Origin of the sequence: Saccharopolyspora sp. ID03-671 (genome assembly GCF_045278815.1) — a bacterium.
Classification (GTDB): Bacteria; Actinomycetota; Actinomycetes; order Mycobacteriales; family Pseudonocardiaceae; genus Saccharopolyspora; species Saccharopolyspora ipomoeae.
Window position 1 is genome coordinate 2,993,092 of sequence record NZ_CP134054.1, and the last position, 15,558, is coordinate 3,008,649.

Sequence of the window (15,558 nt, forward strand, 5' to 3'; positions counted from 1 at the left end):
GGCTCGCCGACCCGGACTTTGTACAGAGTCCGCTGGTGTGAACTCCGAATCCCGCGGAATTCCTAGAGGAGAGTGACCCAAGTGCTGAAGAAGGCTGCGATTGTCGCCGGTGCCGCCGCCGGTCTCCTGGCCCTGGCGCCCGTCGCCAACGCCGACAGCTCGGACAACGACGGCGTGAACCTGCTCAACGACAACAACCTCAGCGTCCTGCCGGTGCAGGCCTGCGGTAACAACGTCGCGGTGCTGGGCGCGGTCGTCCCGTTGCTGTCGCCGCAGAGCAGCGAGTGCGTCAACGCCCCGATCGTGGACCACCCGTCCTCCTGATCGAGCTGATCGCATGGGAGAAGGCCAGGTCGTCATCGACCTGGCCTTCTCGCTGTCCGGGGGGCCTTCCTCGCTGTCCAGGGGCCTTCTCGCTGTCCCGGGAGCGTCAGCGCCCCAGGCGGCGGTGCCGGACCGCGTAGTCGCGCAGCGCGCGCAGGAAGTCGATCCGCCGGAACTCCGGCCAGTAGGCCTCGGTGAACCAGAACTCCGAGTGCGCCGACTGCCACAGCATGAACCCGGACAACCGCTGCTCGCCCGAGGTGCGGATGAGCAGGTCGGGGTCCGGCTGGCCCGAGGTGTAGAGGTGCTCGGCGATGTGGTCGACCGTGAGGACCTCGGCGAGCTCCTCGATGGTCGTACCCGCCTCGGCGTGCTGCTGGAGCAGCTTGCGGACGGCGTCGGCGATCTCCCGCCTGCCGCCGTAGCCGACGGCCACGTTGACCTGCATCCCAGTCCGGCCCTCGGTGCGCAGCGCACCCGCGGTCAGCCGCGCGGCCGTCTCGGTGGGCAGCACGTCCAGCGCGCCCACGATCCGCACCCGCCACGACTGGCCCGGGCTGGTGAGCTCGTCGACCACCCCGGCGATGATCTCCATCAGGGCGTTGAGCTCGTCCTCGCTGCGGTTGAGGTTGTCGGTCGACAGCAGCCACAGGGTGGCCACCTCGACCTGAGCCTCCTCGCACCAGCCGAGCATCTCGGCGATCTTGCGCGCACCCGCCCGGTGCCCGTGCGCCGCGTCCAGACCGGCTTCCTTGGCCCATCTGCGATTGCCGTCCAGGATGACGCCGACGTGCCGCGGATGCTGCAGTCCGTCGAGCTTCCGGCTGAGCCGTCGCTCGTAGACCGAGTACATGAGTTCTTTCAACCGAACCTTGAGCGCCACGCCAGATGAGACTACGCGGATGCCGATGACCATCGGCGCCGAGCCCAAGCGGCGCAACCACCTTCTTCTTCCGCCACCCGAGCGACCGGCACCGCCGCGCGTCGGACCGCGGAACGGGTTGCTTGCAACGGAGGTCACAGCGAGCGAAACCTACGGTCCCGTAACCTTTGTTGCGTGACCAAGGCCCTCTCATCTCGCGTCCCTTCGGCATTCGTGAAACCTCGGATGCGCGGCTGGATCCACTTCTGGTCGTTGCTGGCGTTCTTCGCCGCCGGGGCCACGCTGATCTCGCTGGCCGCCTCGACCGTGTCCGCGCAGGCCGCGCTGGGTACCTCGATCTACTCGGTGACCGTGCTCGGGCTGTTCGGGGTGAGCGCGCTCTACCACCGCAAGACCTGGAAGTCGGTCGGCGCGCGCACCTGGATGCGCCGGCTCGACCACTCGATGATCTTCCTGTTCATCGCCGGCACCTACACGCCGCTGGCGATGATCGCGATGCAGCCCACGACCGGCGCGGTCGTGCTCGCCGTGGTGTGGACGGGCGCGCTCGGCGGCGTGATCCTCAAGCTGGCCTGGCCGAACGCGCCGCGCTGGGTCGGCGTCCCGGTCTACATCGCGCTGGGCTGGGTGGCCGTGTTCGTGCTGCCGGACCTGCTGGAGAACGCCGGCGTCGCGGTGCTCGTGCTGCTCATCGTGGGCGGCGCGCTGTACACGGCCGGCGCGATCTTCTACGCGACCCGCTGGCCGGACCCGTGGCCCAAGACCTTCGGCTACCACGAGTTCTTCCACTCGACGGTCACCGCGGCGGCCGTCTGCCACCACGTGGCGATCTGGCTCGCGCTCTACGCCTGAGCGAGGTTCCCGGCGAGGTCGTCGGGGCTGGTGACGGGGCGGTCGCAGACGTAGCCGCGGCACACGTAGGCGGCCGCCGATCCGTCGACCAGGGGGCGGTCGGTCAGGAGGGGGACCCCGGCCGCTTCCGGGGTGGAGCCGACGACGACCGCACCGCCGGGCGCCCGGCGGTGGACCACCGCCAGCAGCTCGGCCCGCGCGGCCGCGTCCGGGCCGACCACGGCGACCTGCAGCGGGCCCTGCGCGCGGGCCTCGGCCGCCGTCAGCCAGTGCCCGGCGAAGCGCGGGGCGCGCTGGGCCAGCAGTCCAGCGCGCGACAGCCCCTGCTCCGCGGCGGCGCGGTAGCGGCTCGTGCTCTCCGGCCCGACCAGCGCTGACGCCGTCAGCAGCGCGGAGGTCAGCGCGGCGGCACCCGACGGGCTGGCGTTGTCGGTGGGGTCCGACGGCCTGCGCACCAGCGCCTCGGCATCGGCGGCGGTGTCGTGGAACGCGCCCGGGTGCTCGGCGTCGGCGAACTGCTCCAGCGCGACGTCGAGCAGCTCGCACGCGGCGGTCAGCCAGCGCGGGTCGGCGGTGGCCTGGTGCAACGACAGCAACCCGTCGGCGAAGCAGGCGTAGTCCTCCAGCACCCCGGCGGCCGTGCCGGCGACGCCGTTGCGGGAGGTCCGCAGCAGCCTGCCGTCGACCCGGTGGGTGGCCAGCAGCAGCTCGGCGGCACCGGCGGCGGCCTCGATCCAGGACGGCTCCTCCAGGGCGGACGCGGCCTCCACCAGGGCGGTGATGGCCAGGCCGTTCCAGGCGGTGACGACCTTGTCGTCCTCGCCCGGCTGCGGGCGCTGCTCGCGCGCCGCCAGCAGGCGGTCCCGCACGTGCGCCCAGCGCTCCGGGTCGTCGGGGTCGCGCGGCAGCTGCAACGTCGACGCGCCCTCCTCGAAGGTGCCGTCGGGGGTGACGACCAGCAGCGACGCCGCCCAGTCGCCGTCGGAGGACCCCAGCACCTCGCGCAGCTGCTCCGGCGTCCACACGTAGGTAAGGCCCTCGACGCCGTCGGTGTCGGCGTCGAGCGAGGCGGCGAACCCGCCCTCGGGGGTGCGCAGGTCGCGAAGCATGAATCCCGCGGTCTCGCGGGCGACGCGGGCGGCGAGCTCGTCGCCGAGCCTGCCCAGGTGCGCGTAGGCGCGCAGCAGCAGGGCGTTGTCGTAGAGCATCTTCTCGAAGTGCGGCACGACCCAGGCGGCGTCGACGCTGTAGCGCGCGAACCCGCCCGCGAGCTGGTCGTAGAGGCCGCCGCGCGCCATCGCCGAGCAGCAGTCGCGCGCCAGCTCCAGGGCTTGCGCCGAGCCGGTGCGCTCGTGGTGGCGCAGCAGGAACTCCAGCACCATCGACGGCGGGAACTTCGGCGCACCGCCGAAGCCGCCGTGATCGCCGTCGGCCTCGGCCCGCAACCGGCCGACGGCGCCGGTGAGCACCTCGTCGTCGAGGATCGTCTCGGGCAGCGGCGAGCGCTGGGCGCTGAGCTGCTCGACGATGCGGGTCGCCGAGGCCCGGACCTCGTCACCCCGGTTCTCCCATGCCTGCGCGACGGCGGCGAGCAGCTGCGGGAACGACGGCATCCCCGGCATCGGTTCCGCCGGGTAGTAGGTGCCGCAGTGGAACGGTTCGCCGTCGGAGGTGAGGAAGCAGGTCATGGGCCAGCCGCCCTGGCCGGTCATGGCCTGGGTGGCCTCCATGTAGACGGCGTCGATGTCCGGGCGTTCCTCCCGGTCGACCTTGATGTTGACGAAGTGCTCGTTCATCAGCCGCGCGGTGTCGTCGTCCTCGAAGGACTCGTGGGCCATCACGTGGCACCAGTGGCAGGCCGCGTAGCCGATCGACAGCAGCACCGGCACGTTGCGGCGGCGCGCTTCGGCGAACGCCTCCGGGCACCACGGCCACCAGTCGACCGGGTTGTCGGCGTGCTGCAGGAGGTAGGGACTCGTCGCGTCCGCAAGCCGGTTCGCCATGCCCCCAGCCTCCCATCCGGATCTTTCCGACGCACCGGTGAGGGACTGGTCTCGTGTCGTGCGTGGGGGGCGAAGTTTTCATGAAAACTTCGCCCCCCACGCACGACGCGGGACCACCCGGAATCCCCGGATGGTCCCGCGTGAGCAGGGGTTCTACTCCGTCGTCGCCTTGGGCTTCTTCTCGGTTCCCTCGTCCTCGGAAGATTCCGCCTCGTCCGCGGCCTTCTCGGCCTGCTCGGCGGCTTCGGCTTCGGCTCGTTTGACATGGGCCGGAGCCGCGGCGTTGGCCTTCTCCTCGTCGAAGACGGTGGGCAGCTTCTTGAGGTGCTTGGTCATCGAACGGACCAGGAGCACCACGGCGATGGCGAACACGATCAGCAGGACCAGGCCGAGCGGCGAGGACTTGCCGAAGTCCTCGCCCTGGCCGCCCGGGTCCTGCCCCGGCCCCAGCCCCTGGGCCAGGACCAGTCCGACGGTCTCCTGAGCACTCATGCGCACACCTTCTCCTGGACGCCGTCGAACAGGTCGTCCTCCGGCAACGTGGTGTCGACCAGCGAGCGCACCAGCTCGTAGTCCTCGGTCGGCCACAGCTCGCGCTGCACGTCGCACGAGACCGCGAACCAGCGGCTCGTCGGGTCGATCTGGGTCGCGTGGGCGCGCAACGCGTCGTCCCGCTTCTCGAAGTATTCCCCGCACGGCACGCGCGTGGTCACCCGGTCGTCCGGGTCGGGGCGCTTCTGCTCGTCCCAGCGCGCCAGCCAGTCGGTCCAGGGCGACTCCTTGCCCTCGGCCAGCAGCGACTCGTGGAACAGCTGCATGCGCCTGCGGGAGAAGCCGTGCGAGTAGTAGAGCTTCAGCGGCTGCCACGGCTCGCCCGTGCCCTCGTAGAGGTCGGGGTCGCCCGCGGCGTCGAAGGCCGCCACCGAGATCTCGTGGCAGCGGATGTGGTCGGGGTGCGGGTAGCCGCCGTTCTCGTCGTAGGTGATGACCACGTGCGGGCGGAACTCGCGCACGACCTTCACCAGCTCGCGGGTGGACTCCTCCAGCGGCACGGTCGCGAACACGCCGTCCGGCAGCGGCGGCAGCGGGTCGCCCTCCGGCAGCCCGGAGTCGACGAAGCCCAGCCAGCGGTGCTGCACGCCGAGGATCTCGGCCGCCCTGGCCATCTCCTCGCGGCGCACCTCGGTCAGGTTCGACACGACCTCCGGCCGGTCCATCGCCGGGTTCAGGATGCTGCCCGCTTCACCTCCCGTGCAGGTGACCACCATCACTTCGTGGCCCTCGGCCGCGTAGCGCGCGGTGGTCGCGGCCCCCTTGCTGGACTCGTCGTCCGGGTGCGCGTGCACCGTCATCAGTCGCAGCTTGTCCGCCATCGCCCGCTTGTTCCTCCCGCTAGTAGCAGCTTGCGCCCACGCGCCGTCCCCGCCGCGCGCGGCTCGTCCGCGTCCGCGGACCCGCCGTCGGTCAGCTGAACGGTCCAGGGATACTCAACGTGGACGTCGTGCTCCATTGTTCCCGTTGGAGCCGACGGACCGGCCGTCACCCCGTGTGGTCCCGGCCGCAGATCCACCACTCGCGTCGAAAGGCCGCCGTGACGCAGCAGCAGGTCCCCGCGGACCGGTACGGATCGCGCGCTCGCAGCGCGCGGAACCGCCCTGCGCTGCGCTGGGCCCTGGTCGCGGTGGTGCTGCTGGTCCTCGTGGGCGTCTCGGTGGTGGGTTACCGCAACCTCGGCTCTGCTCCGATCGAGGGCAAGCAGGTGGCCTTCGAGATCATCGACGACCACTCCGTTCGGATCACCCTGGAAGTCCAGCGGGACGATCCGCGGCGGCCCGCCGATTGCGTGGTTCGCGGTCGCGCCAAGTCCGGCGAGGAGGTCGGCAGGCGCGAAGTCCTGATCCATCCGGCGAACGGCGTCACCCGGCAGGACACTGTGCTTCGTACATCCGCCCCAGCAGGTGTCGGGGAGGTGTACGGCTGCACTTACAACGTTCCTGAATATTTGTCCACTCACACGCGGCCAACCGGGTGAAGCGTCCCTGTGCACGTCGGACGCCAGGAGAATCCCACCCCTTCGCGTGCTGATTCGTGCTATCGTCGAGCGCAGCACGGCCCCCGCTGAGGGCCGTGTTTTTCCGTTACTTGGCATTGGCTGAGAAAAGGGCGGAATTGCAATTTGGCTCGCAGTGAGAGCGGGCCGGAAGTCGACGAGGAGTGGTGACCGTGAGCGAGACCCAGGTGACCTGGCTGACCCAGGATGCTTACGACCGGCTCAAGGGTGAGCTGGACGAGCTCGTGGCCAACCGCCCGGTGATCGCCGCGAAGATCAACGAGGCCCGCGAGGAGGGCGACCTCCGCGAGAACGGCGGCTACCACGCGGCCCGCGAGGAGCAGGGCCAGATCGAGTCTCGCATCCGCCAGCTGCAGGAGCTGCTGCGCACCGCCAAGGTCGGCGACGTGCCCACGGAGTCCGGCATCGCCAAGCCGGGTTCGGTGCTGACCGTCCGCTACGACGGCGAGGACGAGACCGAGCAGTTCCTGCTCGCCAACCGCGAAGAGGGCGCCCACGGCGACCTCGAGGTGTACTCCCCCAGCTCCCCGCTGGGCAAGGCTCTGCTGGACGCCAAGGAGGGCGAGAGCCGCGAGTACGAACTGCCCAACGGGGGCAACATGAAGGTCACGCTCGTCAAGGCCGAGCCCTTCAACGGCTGATACCGCCGAATCCGGACTCCTTTCGCGTGCGGTCCCGCGCGCCTTTGTTGATCTGGCTTCACCTGGCATATGCGGGCGAAACAGCTGAGAGGTTTCACCGCAATTAAGAATCGATTCCGGGCTTATGCGCTCGGACCGCGGGCGTCCCGGTTTCCGGGGCGCCCGCTCCTTTCCCCGGAAAGGCGGCGCAGCAGCGGGCGCACCCTCGGCGGCACCGGAGTGGACAGCGCGATCGACGTCGAGGTGCGGCGCACCCCGGGCACGCCGACCACCTCGTCGATGACCCGCTGCAGGTCGTCGTTGGACCGCGCGACCATCCGCACGAACAGGTCGCCCTGCCCGGTGGTGGCGTGCACCTCGCAGACCTCGTCGATGGCGGCGAGCTGGTCGGAGACGGCCGTGCGGTGCCCCTGGGCGATCTCCAGCCAGGCGAAGGCGGTCAGCCCGTAGCCCATCGCCGCCAGGTCCAGCTCCGGCGGGAACCCCTGCAGGACACCGCGCTGGACGAGCCGGTCGAGCCGGGCCTGCACGGTGCCCCGGGCGACTCCGAGGCGCCGGGAGCACTCCAGCACGCCCAGCCGCGGCTCGTCGGAGAGCAGCAGCAACAACCGGGCGTCGAGTTCGTCGGGACCGTTGGTGGTGCCCACAGCGCTCCTCAGCGACGGGCGAGGATCGTGTACCCGGCCGCTTCGAGCTGGGTGACCACGTACTCGCAGTGTTCCTGACCTCGGGTTTCCAGCGACACCTCCACGTCGACCTCGCCGAGCGCGAGCGCACCGGAGATGCGGGAGTGCTCGATGTCGATGACGTTGGCGTTGACCTCGCCGAGCTTGCCCAGCAGCGCGGCCAGCGAACCGGGCCGGTCGGGCAGCCGGACGCGCAGCGACAGGTAGCGGCCCGCCGAGGTCATGCCGTGCTGGATGAGCTGGAGCAGCAGCAGCGGGTCGATGTTCCCGCCGGAGAGCACCGCGGCGGTCGGCGAGGTGACCTGCTCGGGGTGCTCCAGCAGCGCGGCGACGGCGGCCACGCCGGCGGGCTCGACGACGAGCTTCGCGCGCTCCAGGCACAGCAGCAGCGCTCGGGACAGCGACTCCTCGCTGACCGTGAGCACCCCGTCGGCCAGCTCGTTGACGTGCGCGAACGGCACCGCGCCGGGCTCTCCCACGGCGATGCCGTCGGCCATCGTCTGGGTGTCCGTGACCGGCACCGGCTTGCCCGCGGCCAGCGAGCCCGGCCACGCGGCGGCCTGCTCGGCCTGCACCGCCAGCACCTTCACCTCGGGGCGCTTGGCCTTCACCGCGGCCGCGACGCCCGCGACCAGCCCGCCTCCGCCGGTGGGCACCAGGATCGTGCTCACCTCGGGCAGCTGCTCCAGGATCTCCAGGCCCACGGTGCCCTGACCGGCGATGATGTCCCGGTGGTCGAAGGGGTGGATGAACTCCGCTCCCGTGCGCTCGGCGTGCTCCTTGGCCGCCGCGAGGGTCTCGGCGAGGACCGCGCCGTGCAGCCTCACCTCGGCGCCGTAGGCCTTGGTGGCGGCGAGCTTCGGCAGCGGCACGCGCTCGGGCATGTAGACGGTGGCGGGGATGCCGAGCAGCTGGGCCGCCAGCGCGACGCCCTGGGCGTGGTTGCCCGCGCTGGCCGCGACGACCCCGGCCGCGCGCCGCTCGGCGGTGAGCCCGAGCAGCCGCACGTAGGCGCCCCTGAGCTTGAACGAGCCGGTGCGCTGCAGGTTCTCGCACTTGAGGTGCACCTCGCCGCCGGTGTACTCACCGAGCACCCGGGAGTGCTCCATCGGGGTCCGCCGGGCCACCTTGGCGAGCAGGGCGTCCGCTTCGCGGATTCGGTCCAGGTCGACGAGCTGCATACGGGCAATCGTGCCACCGTCGATCTACCGGTACTAGCGCTCCGGTACCGGTACGCTCGGTGGGCGGGACGGTCACCGAGCGCAGTGCCGGGAGGGAATCATGGCGCAACCGAGCACCGGCGCGTTGTCCCTGCTCACCGGCGCCGTCATGGCAGCCGCTCTGTCCGGAGCCGCCGTCCTGGCCGTCCTCGACTCGGGCTGCGACGACCCGGGCACCTACACCGAGCACGACGGGGTCGTCGAGCTCATCGGGGGCTGCCTCCACCCCAGCGACCTCCCCATCACCCCGCACAACCCCGCGGACGCCCCCGCCCCGGGTACGGCGGACCCCTCCCTGGCCAGGTGACCCCCTCCACGCGTCAAGAACCCCGGTTCTCGTCGCGCGAGGACCGGGGTTCTTGACAGCCGGTGGTCAGCCGAGGGCGGTGAGGAGGTCCTCGACGAGGTCGTCGGCCTCCTCGATGCCGACCGAGAGGCGCACCAGGTCCGCCGGGACCTGCAGCATCGAGCCCGCCGTGCTGGCGTGGGTCATCTTGCCCGGGTGCTCGATGAGCGACTCGACGCCGCCGAGGGACTCGGCGAGGGTGAACAGCCGCGTGCGGGCGCACACCTCCAGGGCCGCCTCCTCGCCGTCGGCGTGGAGGAACGAGACCATGCCGCCGAAGTGCTTCATCTGCTTCGCGGCGACCTCGTGGCCCGGGTGGTCCGGCAGGCCCGGGTAGAGGACCTTGGCGACCTTCGGGTGGCCGTTGAGGGCGCTGACGACCCGCTCGGCGTTGGCGCTGTGGCGCTCCATCCGGACCGCGAGGGTCTTGAGACCGCGCATGGTCAGGAACGCGTCGAACGGGCCGGGAACCGCACCCGCGCCGTTCTGCAGGAACGCGAGCTGCTCGGCCAGCGCGTCGTCGGAGGTCACCACGGCACCGCCGACCACGTCGGAGTGGCCGCCGAGGTACTTCGTCGTCGAGTGCACGACGGCCGACGCGCCCAGCTCCAGCGGCTGCTGCAGGAACGGCGAGGCGAAGGTGTTGTCGACGACGAGCTTCACGCCCGCGTCGGCGGAGACCTGCGCCAGCGCCGCGATGTCGCCGATGTTGAGCAGCGGGTTCGTCGGCGTCTCCAGCCAGACCAGCTTGGTGTTGTCCTGGATCGCCGCGCGCACCGCGTCGACGTCGGAGACCGGCGCGGGCGTGTACGAGATGCCCCAGCCCGACAGCACCTTGTCGATCAGCCGGAACGTGCCGCCGTAGGCGTCGTCGGGGATCACCAGGTGATCGCCCGGGCGCAGCAGCGACCGCAGCACCGCGTCGGTGGCGGCCATGCCGGACGCGTAGGCCCGCGCGTGCCTGCCGTTCTCCAGCTCGGCCAGGCAGCGCTCCAGCGCGGTCCGGGTCGGGTTGCCGGTGCGGGAGTACTCGTAGCCGGAGCGCATCCCGCCCACGCCGTCCTGCGCGTAGGTCGAGGTCGCGTGGATGGGCACGATCACCGAACCGGTCGTCGGGTCTGCCTCCTGGCCCGCGTGAATCGCGCGGGTGGCGAAGCCGTCACTCATGCGGAGCAGCGTAATGCTCCGGCGCTGTTCCGCCGACTCGGCCCCGCGAAGCGAAGTGCCCCCGACCTGGGCAGGTCGGGGGCACTTCGATGCTGCGCTCAGCTCACCACTGCGGCGGCTGCGGGGGCTGGCCCGGCTGCTGGCCGCCCTGCTGCGGGTAACCGCCCTGCTGCGGGAAGCCACCGGACTGCGGGTAGCCGCCCTGCTGCGGGTAGCCCTGCGGGGGCTGCTGGCCGAAGCCCTGCTGCGGCTGCCCGAAGCCCTGCTGCGGCTGCTGACCGAACTGCTGCGGCGGTCCGGGCTGGCCGAACTGCTGCGGCGGCTGCTGCCCGAAGCCCTGCTGCGGCTGCGGCTGGCCGTAGCCGCCGAGCTGCGCGTTCGCCGCACCGGAACCGGCGTTGGCCCACTCCCGCACCGCGGGCATGAACGCCAGCACGGCCAGGGCGATGCCGAACAGGATGCCCAGCCAGGCGGTGAAACCGCTCGGCATCATGATCACCTGGATCAGGGCGACGACAGCGCTCGCGGCCGCGGCACCACCGATCAGCAGCGCACCGAGGGAACGCCGCTTCAGCAGCAGGACACCACCGACCACGTAGGTGATGGCCAGCAGCATGCTGAGGATGACCAGGACGTAGAGGAAACCGACCGGCGGGATGTCGACGCCCATCGCCTCGGCCTGCGACGACATCGCCGACAACGCGGCGAGGCTCGCGATGCTGATGAACCCGCCGATGAGGCCCAGACCGCCGAAGACCATCGCCAGGATGGCGCACACCTTGGCGAGCCCCGGGTTGCCCGCCTCGGCGCCCTGGCCCGGGAAGCCGCCCGCCTGCGGGGGCGGGAATCCGGCCTGGGCCTGCGGGGCGGGGAAGCCGCTGCCGGGAGTGCCCGGCTGCTGCGGGGGCTGCGCCGGGAAGCCGCCGGGCTGGCTCTGCGTGCCCGGCTGCTGGTACATCGGCTGCGGGGGCTGCATCGACGGCGGCACCATGGCCGTCGCGTCCGCCCCCTGCTGACCGCCCTGCTGCTGACCGCCCTGCTGCTGACCGGGCTGCTGGTACATCGGCTGCGGCGGCTGCATCGACGGCGGCACCACCTGGGTGGAGTCACCGCCCTGCTGCGGCTGACCCGTCGGCCGGACCACCTGGGTGGCCTCGGACGGCGGCTGCTGCCCCTGCGACTGGACGGGCCGGACGACCTGCGTCGAGTCACCGCCAGCCTGGTTCTCGTCCTGGGGGTCCATCCGGTTCGAAATCGGGTCCGAACCCTGCTGACCGCCGTCCGGCGGCTGCGGAGAGCTCATCGGGTACTACTCCCTTGCGGCGTCCAAAGTCCTGGGCATACTTCGGCCCCACGCTATCCGATGGGAGCGGAGCGCAGTGGCGCAAAGCGTCAAGTCGTCATCATCGACCGGCGATGAATCCAAGCACATCCTGGCGGGTCACGACTCCGGCGGGTTTGCCGTCGATCAGCACCATCGCCCCGTCCGCACCGGTCAGCGCCGACATCGCCGAGCTGATCTCCTCACCTGCGCCGATGGTCGGCAGCGGCGGGGACATGTGCTGCTCCACGGTGTCGGCGAGGTGCGCGCGGCCCGCGAACAGCGCGTCCAGCAGGTCGCGCTCGTTGACCGCGCCCGCGATCTCGGCCGCCATGATCGGCGGCTCGGCGCGCACGACCGGCATCTGGGAGACGCCGAACTCGCGCAGGATCGCCACCGCCTCGGCCACCGTCTCGCTGGGGTGGGTGTGCACGAGCTCGGGGACGGTTCCGTCCTTGCGGCGCAGCACGTCGCCGACGGTTCCGCCCGCCTCGTCGGGTGAGAGGAAGCCGTAGGAGGCCATCCACGAGTCGTTGAAGATCTTGGTGAGGTAGCCGCGGCCGCCGTCGGGCAGCAGCACCACGATCACGTCGTCCGGGCTCGCGGTCTCGGCGATCTTGAGGGCGGCGGCCACGGCCATCCCGCAGGAACCGCCGACCAGCAGCGCCTCCTCCTTGGCGAGGCGCCGGGTCATCTCGAAGGACTCGGCGTCCGAGATCGGCACGATCTCGTCGCAGATGCCCCGGTCGTAGGTGGTCGGCCAGAAGTCCTCGCCGACGCCCTCCACCAGGTAGGGGCGCCCGTGCCCGCCGGAGTAGACCGAGCCCTCCGGGTCCGCGCCGACGATCTTGACCTTGCCGCCGGAGACCTTCTTCAGGTACTCGCCGGTGCCCGAGATGGTGCCGCCGGTGCCGATGCCGGCGACGAAGTGGGTCACCTTGCCCTCGGTCTGCTCCCAGACCTCCGGGCCCGTGGAGTGCACGTGGGACTCGGGGTTCTGCGGGTTGGCGTACTGGTTGGGCTTCCAGGCGCCGTCGATCTCCGCGACGAGGCGGTCCGAGACGGAGTAGTAGGACTCCGGGTGCTCGGGCTCCACGGCCGTCGGGCACACCACGACCTCGGCGCCGTACGCCTTGAGGACGTTGCGCTTGTCCTCGCTGACCTTGTCCGGGCAGACGAACACGCAGCGGTAGCCCCTGCGCTGGGCGACCATCGCCAGTCCGACACCGGTGTTGCCGGAGGTCGGCTCCACGATGGTGCCGCCGGGCTTGAGCTCACCGGAGGCCTCGGCGGCCTCGATCATGCGCAGCGCGATGCGATCCTTCACGCTGCCGCCGGGGTTGAGGTACTCCACCTTCGCCAGCACCGGGGTCTTGCCGGTGGCGACCGCGTTCAGCCTGACCAGAGGGGTGTTGCCCACCAGGTCGGTGACGTGCTCGACGTAGTCCACGCCTCGTCCTCAATCGTCGGGATCGTCCCGCGCGGCGGCTCTCCGCGCGGGTGTGATGCCGAGCGTAATCGGCTGGCCAGGCGTTAACCCACAGGACCTTCCCGACGACACACCGATCAGGGAAGTTTTTCCGGTCCGGCGGCGTCTTTCCACTGAGGGGATGAGGTGTTTCGCCGGGCGAGCTCCTGGTCGGATGGGCGAGCATTCCCATTCCCCGGGGTGGTTGCGAGGGAGGGGCCGAGATGATCGTGACGAAGGCTTTGCGGCTCGCACTGCTGGCGGCCGGTACGGCGGGCGGACTGTCCGGCGCGGCGTACGGCCTGCTCAACGGCCAGGCCGGACACGCGCGGCGGGTCATCGGCCCCCCGATCGCAGAACCGCTGCGCGCTGACGGCGTGCACCTGCCCTCCGGCGTCGGCCCGGTGCCGCGCGGCGAGGTGCCCGAGGGAGTCCGGCCGCTGGAGCTCGCCGTGCTCGGCGACTCCTCTGCGGCGGGCCTGGGCGCGAGCTTCCCGAGCGAGCTGCCGGGCGTGGGGGTGGCGCGCGGTCTCGCCGAGGAGCTCGACGGGCCGGTCTCGCTGACCACGCACGCGATCGTCGGCGCGACCACCCAGGAGCTGTCCGAGCAGGTGGACGCGGTGCTGCGGCGCCCTCCGGACGTCGTGCTGATCATCATCGGCGCCAACGACGTGACCTCGAAGCTGCCGGTGCCCCGGTGCGCCGAACTGCTGGGCGAGCAGGTTCGCCGGATCGTCGAGGAGGGCGTCCCGGTCGTCGTGGGCACCTGCCCGGACCTGGGCGCGATCCGGCCGATCCCGCAGCCGCTGCGCTCGGTGGCCAGCCGCTGGAGCCTCGCGCTGGCCCGCGCCCAGCGGCGGTCGGTGGAGATCAACGGCGGCTACGCGGTCCCGCTGGCGGACCTGCTGTCCCCGGAGTTCCTGGCCCGGCCGGCGGAGTTCTTCTCCCCGGACCGCTTCCACCCCTCGGGCGCTGGGTACGAGGCCGCCGCGGAGATCCTCCTGCCCGTCGTCTGCATCGCGGTCGGCGCCTGGCAGGGCGGTCCGCTGCCCCCGGCCCCGACCCGCTCGGAGACGGCCGAGGCCCGCCGCCCCACCAGCCGGGTCGTCGCCCACCTCAACCGCCGACTCCACCTCCGCCGCCCCTGACCGACCCGGGGTGACCCGATTTCAACGGAAGTCCGGGACCGGATTTCCATCGAAATCGGGATTCCGGCCGCACCCGGGGTACCGACCGGTCGGTTTGGGGGTTGTTGGTGAGTGGCGTCACCGACAGGATGGGGGCAGCGGCTCTAAAGTGACTCGTCAGTAACCGCACGCGCCCCGGCGAACGAAGGAGTTCCCCATGCCCGAAGCAGTCATCGTCTCCGCTGCGCGCTCCCCCATCGGCCGCGCCGGGAAGGGATCGCTGAAGGACATCCGCCCGGACGACCTCACCGCGCAGATCGTCAAGGCCGCGCTGGACAAGGTCCCCGAGCTCGACCCGAACGACATCGACGACCTGATGCTCGGCTGCGGTCTGCCCGGCGGTGAGCAGGGCTTCAACATGGCCCGCGTCGTCGCCGTGCTCCTCGGCCACGACCAGCTGCCCGGCACCACCATCACCCGCTACTGCTCGTCGAGCCTGCAGACGACCCGGATGGCGCTGCACGCCATCAAGGCCGGCGAGGGCGACGTGTTCATCAGCGCCGGTGTCGAGACCGTGTCCCGCTTCGCCAAGGGCTCCTCGGACTCGCTGCCCGACACCCACAACCCGATCTTCGCCGACGCCGAGGCCCGCACCCAGCAGACCGCCGAGCAGGGCGCGGAGAACTGGACCGACCCGCGCGAGCTCGACGTCGTCCCGGACGTCTACATCCCGATGGGCCAGACCGCCGAGAACCTGGCGCGCCTGAAGGGCATCAGCCGCGACGAGATGGACGACTTCGGCGTCCGCTCGCAGAACCTCGCCGAGAAGGCCATCGCCAACGGCTTCTGGTCGCGCGAGATCACCCCGGTCACCCTCCCCGACGGCACCGTCGTCTCCGCCGACGACGGCCCGCGCGCGGGCGTGACCAAGGAGGGCGTGTCCGGCCTCAAGCCGGTGTTCCGCCCGGACGGCCGGATCACCGCCGCCAACTGCTGCCCGCTGAACGACGGCGCCGCCGCCCTGGTGATCATGAGCGACACCAAGGCCAAGGAGCTCGGCCTGACCCCGCTGGCCCGCGTGGTGTCGACCGGCGTGTCCGGCCTGTCGCCGGAGATCATGGGCCTCGGCCCGGTGGAGGCCTCCAAGCAGGCCCTCAAGCGCGCCGGCATGAGCATCGATGACATCGACCTGGTGGAGATCAACGAGGCGTTCGCCGCGCAGGTCATCCCGTCCTACCAGGACCTAGGCATCCCGCTGGAGAAGCTGAACGTCAACGGCGGCGCGATCGCCGTGGGCCACCCGTTCGGCATGACCGGCGCCCGCATCACCACCACGCTCATCAACTCCCTCCAGTTCCACGACAAGCAGTTCGGCCTGGAGACCATGTGCGTCGGCGGTGGCCAGGGCATGGCCATGGTCCTGGAGCGCCTCTCCTGATCCCCGCGATG

Annotated in this window: 16 protein-coding genes; 7 read left to right on the top strand and 9 right to left on the bottom strand. The window is 71.2% G+C overall.

Features of this window, described 5'->3' with window-relative positions:
- Positions 1-81 precede the first annotated feature (81 nt).
- A complete protein-coding gene (locus REH65_RS13520; RefSeq protein WP_406692679.1) occupies positions 82-324 on the top strand; it encodes a hypothetical protein in 243 nt (80 codons plus the stop codon).
- Positions 325-430: 106 nt separating this feature from the next.
- Here the strand turns inward: REH65_RS13520 and REH65_RS13525 are convergent, their stop codons facing one another.
- Positions 431-1,207: an isoprenyl transferase gene (locus REH65_RS13525; protein WP_281459093.1), complete on the bottom strand. Its 777-nt coding sequence runs from the start codon at positions 1,205-1,207 to the stop codon at positions 431-433.
- A 174-nt stretch (positions 1,208-1,381) separates the two neighbouring features.
- Here REH65_RS13525 and trhA point away from each other — a divergent pair, with 174 nt between their 5' ends.
- On the top strand, positions 1,382-2,059 hold the full coding sequence (gene trhA / locus REH65_RS13530) for a PAQR family membrane homeostasis protein TrhA (protein ID WP_343231419.1): 678 nt from the start codon (positions 1,382-1,384) through the stop codon (positions 2,057-2,059).
- On the opposite strand, the gene REH65_RS13535 is transcribed toward trhA, so the two are convergent.
- The 3 genes from REH65_RS13535 to mca all read right to left on the bottom strand — a co-directional run bounded on the left by REH65_RS13535 (position 2,050) and on the right by mca (position 5,435).
- The gene (locus tag REH65_RS13535; RefSeq protein ID WP_406692680.1) at positions 2,050-4,062 is read right to left on the bottom strand and encodes a thioredoxin domain-containing protein; all 2,013 of its coding nucleotides are present in this window, start codon (positions 4,060-4,062) and stop codon (positions 2,050-2,052) included. The two genes, trhA and REH65_RS13535, sit on opposite strands and share 10 nt — an antisense overlap.
- Before the next feature lie 153 nt (positions 4,063-4,215).
- Positions 4,216-4,554, bottom strand: coding sequence for a hypothetical protein (locus REH65_RS13540; protein WP_406692681.1), 339 nt, complete (start codon positions 4,552-4,554; stop codon positions 4,216-4,218).
- Complete coding sequence (gene mca / locus REH65_RS13545) at positions 4,551-5,435, bottom strand: mycothiol conjugate amidase Mca (RefSeq protein ID WP_281458115.1); 885 nt, start codon at positions 5,433-5,435, stop codon at positions 4,551-4,553. Before mca ends, REH65_RS13540 begins: the two co-directional genes overlap by 4 nt.
- Positions 5,436-5,653: 218 nt before the next feature.
- On the opposite strand from mca, the gene REH65_RS13550 reads away from it, so the two are divergent.
- A complete protein-coding gene (locus REH65_RS13550; protein ID WP_281458116.1) occupies positions 5,654-6,094 on the top strand; it encodes a DUF4307 domain-containing protein in 441 nt (146 codons plus the stop codon).
- A 191-nt stretch (positions 6,095-6,285) separates the two neighbouring features.
- A complete protein-coding gene (gene greA, locus REH65_RS13555; protein WP_281458117.1) occupies positions 6,286-6,774 on the top strand; it encodes a transcription elongation factor GreA in 489 nt (162 codons plus the stop codon).
- Between the two features lie 122 nt (positions 6,775-6,896).
- On the opposite strand, the gene REH65_RS13560 is transcribed toward greA, so the two are convergent.
- Positions 6,897-7,421, bottom strand: a complete 525-nt coding sequence (locus REH65_RS13560; RefSeq protein WP_406692682.1) for an Lrp/AsnC family transcriptional regulator — start codon at positions 7,419-7,421, stop codon at positions 6,897-6,899.
- A gap of 8 nt (positions 7,422-7,429) precedes the next feature.
- Positions 7,430-8,641: a threonine ammonia-lyase gene (gene ilvA / locus REH65_RS13565; protein ID WP_406692683.1), complete on the bottom strand. Its 1,212-nt coding sequence runs from the start codon at positions 8,639-8,641 to the stop codon at positions 7,430-7,432.
- Between the two features lie 100 nt (positions 8,642-8,741).
- Here ilvA and REH65_RS13570 point away from each other — a divergent pair, with 100 nt between their 5' ends.
- Entirely contained in the window at positions 8,742-8,987 is a 246-nt protein-coding gene (locus tag REH65_RS13570; protein WP_406692684.1) for a hypothetical protein, read from the top strand.
- Between the two features lie 66 nt (positions 8,988-9,053).
- Here REH65_RS13570 and REH65_RS13575 read toward each other — a convergent pair whose 3' ends face one another.
- From REH65_RS13575 to REH65_RS13585, 3 genes are all read right to left on the bottom strand, one after another.
- Positions 9,054-10,193 (bottom strand): cystathionine gamma-synthase, encoded by a 1,140-nt coding sequence (locus REH65_RS13575; protein ID WP_406692685.1) that lies wholly within the window; start codon positions 10,191-10,193, stop codon positions 9,054-9,056.
- A gap of 103 nt (positions 10,194-10,296) precedes the next feature.
- Entirely contained in the window at positions 10,297-11,496 is a 1,200-nt protein-coding gene (locus REH65_RS13580) for a hypothetical protein (protein WP_406692686.1), read from the bottom strand.
- 100 nt (positions 11,497-11,596) lie between these two features.
- Positions 11,597-12,964: a cystathionine beta-synthase gene (locus REH65_RS13585; protein ID WP_406692687.1), complete on the bottom strand. Its 1,368-nt coding sequence runs from the start codon at positions 12,962-12,964 to the stop codon at positions 11,597-11,599.
- A 242-nt stretch (positions 12,965-13,206) separates the two neighbouring features.
- On the opposite strand from REH65_RS13585, the gene REH65_RS13590 reads away from it, so the two are divergent.
- Together REH65_RS13590 and REH65_RS13595 are read left to right on the top strand one after the other, a co-directional pair.
- Entirely contained in the window at positions 13,207-14,130 is a 924-nt protein-coding gene (locus REH65_RS13590; RefSeq protein WP_406692688.1) for an SGNH/GDSL hydrolase family protein, read from the top strand.
- Positions 14,131-14,326: 196 nt separating this feature from the next.
- Positions 14,327-15,547, top strand: coding sequence for an acetyl-CoA C-acetyltransferase (locus REH65_RS13595; RefSeq protein WP_281458125.1), 1,221 nt, complete (start codon positions 14,327-14,329; stop codon positions 15,545-15,547).
- Positions 15,548-15,558: the final 11 nt, after the last annotated feature.

Coding starts and splice junctions, on each gene's coding strand:
- REH65_RS13535 (WP_406692680.1), bottom strand. CDS start 4,062: ATGGCGAACCGGCTTGCGGACGCGACGAGTCCCTACCTCCTGCAGCAC.
- REH65_RS13540 (WP_406692681.1), bottom strand. CDS start 4,554: ATGAGTGCTCAGGAGACCGTCGGACTGGTCCTGGCCCAGGGGCTGGGG.
- mca (WP_281458115.1), bottom strand. CDS start 5,435: ATGGCGGACAAGCTGCGACTGATGACGGTGCACGCGCACCCGGACGAC.
- ilvA (WP_406692683.1), bottom strand. CDS start 8,641: ATGCAGCTCGTCGACCTGGACCGAATCCGCGAAGCGGACGCCCTGCTC.
- REH65_RS13570 (WP_406692684.1), top strand. CDS start 8,742: ATGGCGCAACCGAGCACCGGCGCGTTGTCCCTGCTCACCGGCGCCGTC.
- REH65_RS13575 (WP_406692685.1), bottom strand. CDS start 10,193: ATGAGTGACGGCTTCGCCACCCGCGCGATTCACGCGGGCCAGGAGGCA.
- REH65_RS13580 (WP_406692686.1), bottom strand. CDS start 11,496: ATGAGCTCTCCGCAGCCGCCGGACGGCGGTCAGCAGGGTTCGGACCCG.
- REH65_RS13590 (WP_406692688.1), top strand. CDS start 13,207: ATGATCGTGACGAAGGCTTTGCGGCTCGCACTGCTGGCGGCCGGTACG.
- REH65_RS13595 (WP_281458125.1), top strand. CDS start 14,327: ATGCCCGAAGCAGTCATCGTCTCCGCTGCGCGCTCCCCCATCGGCCGC.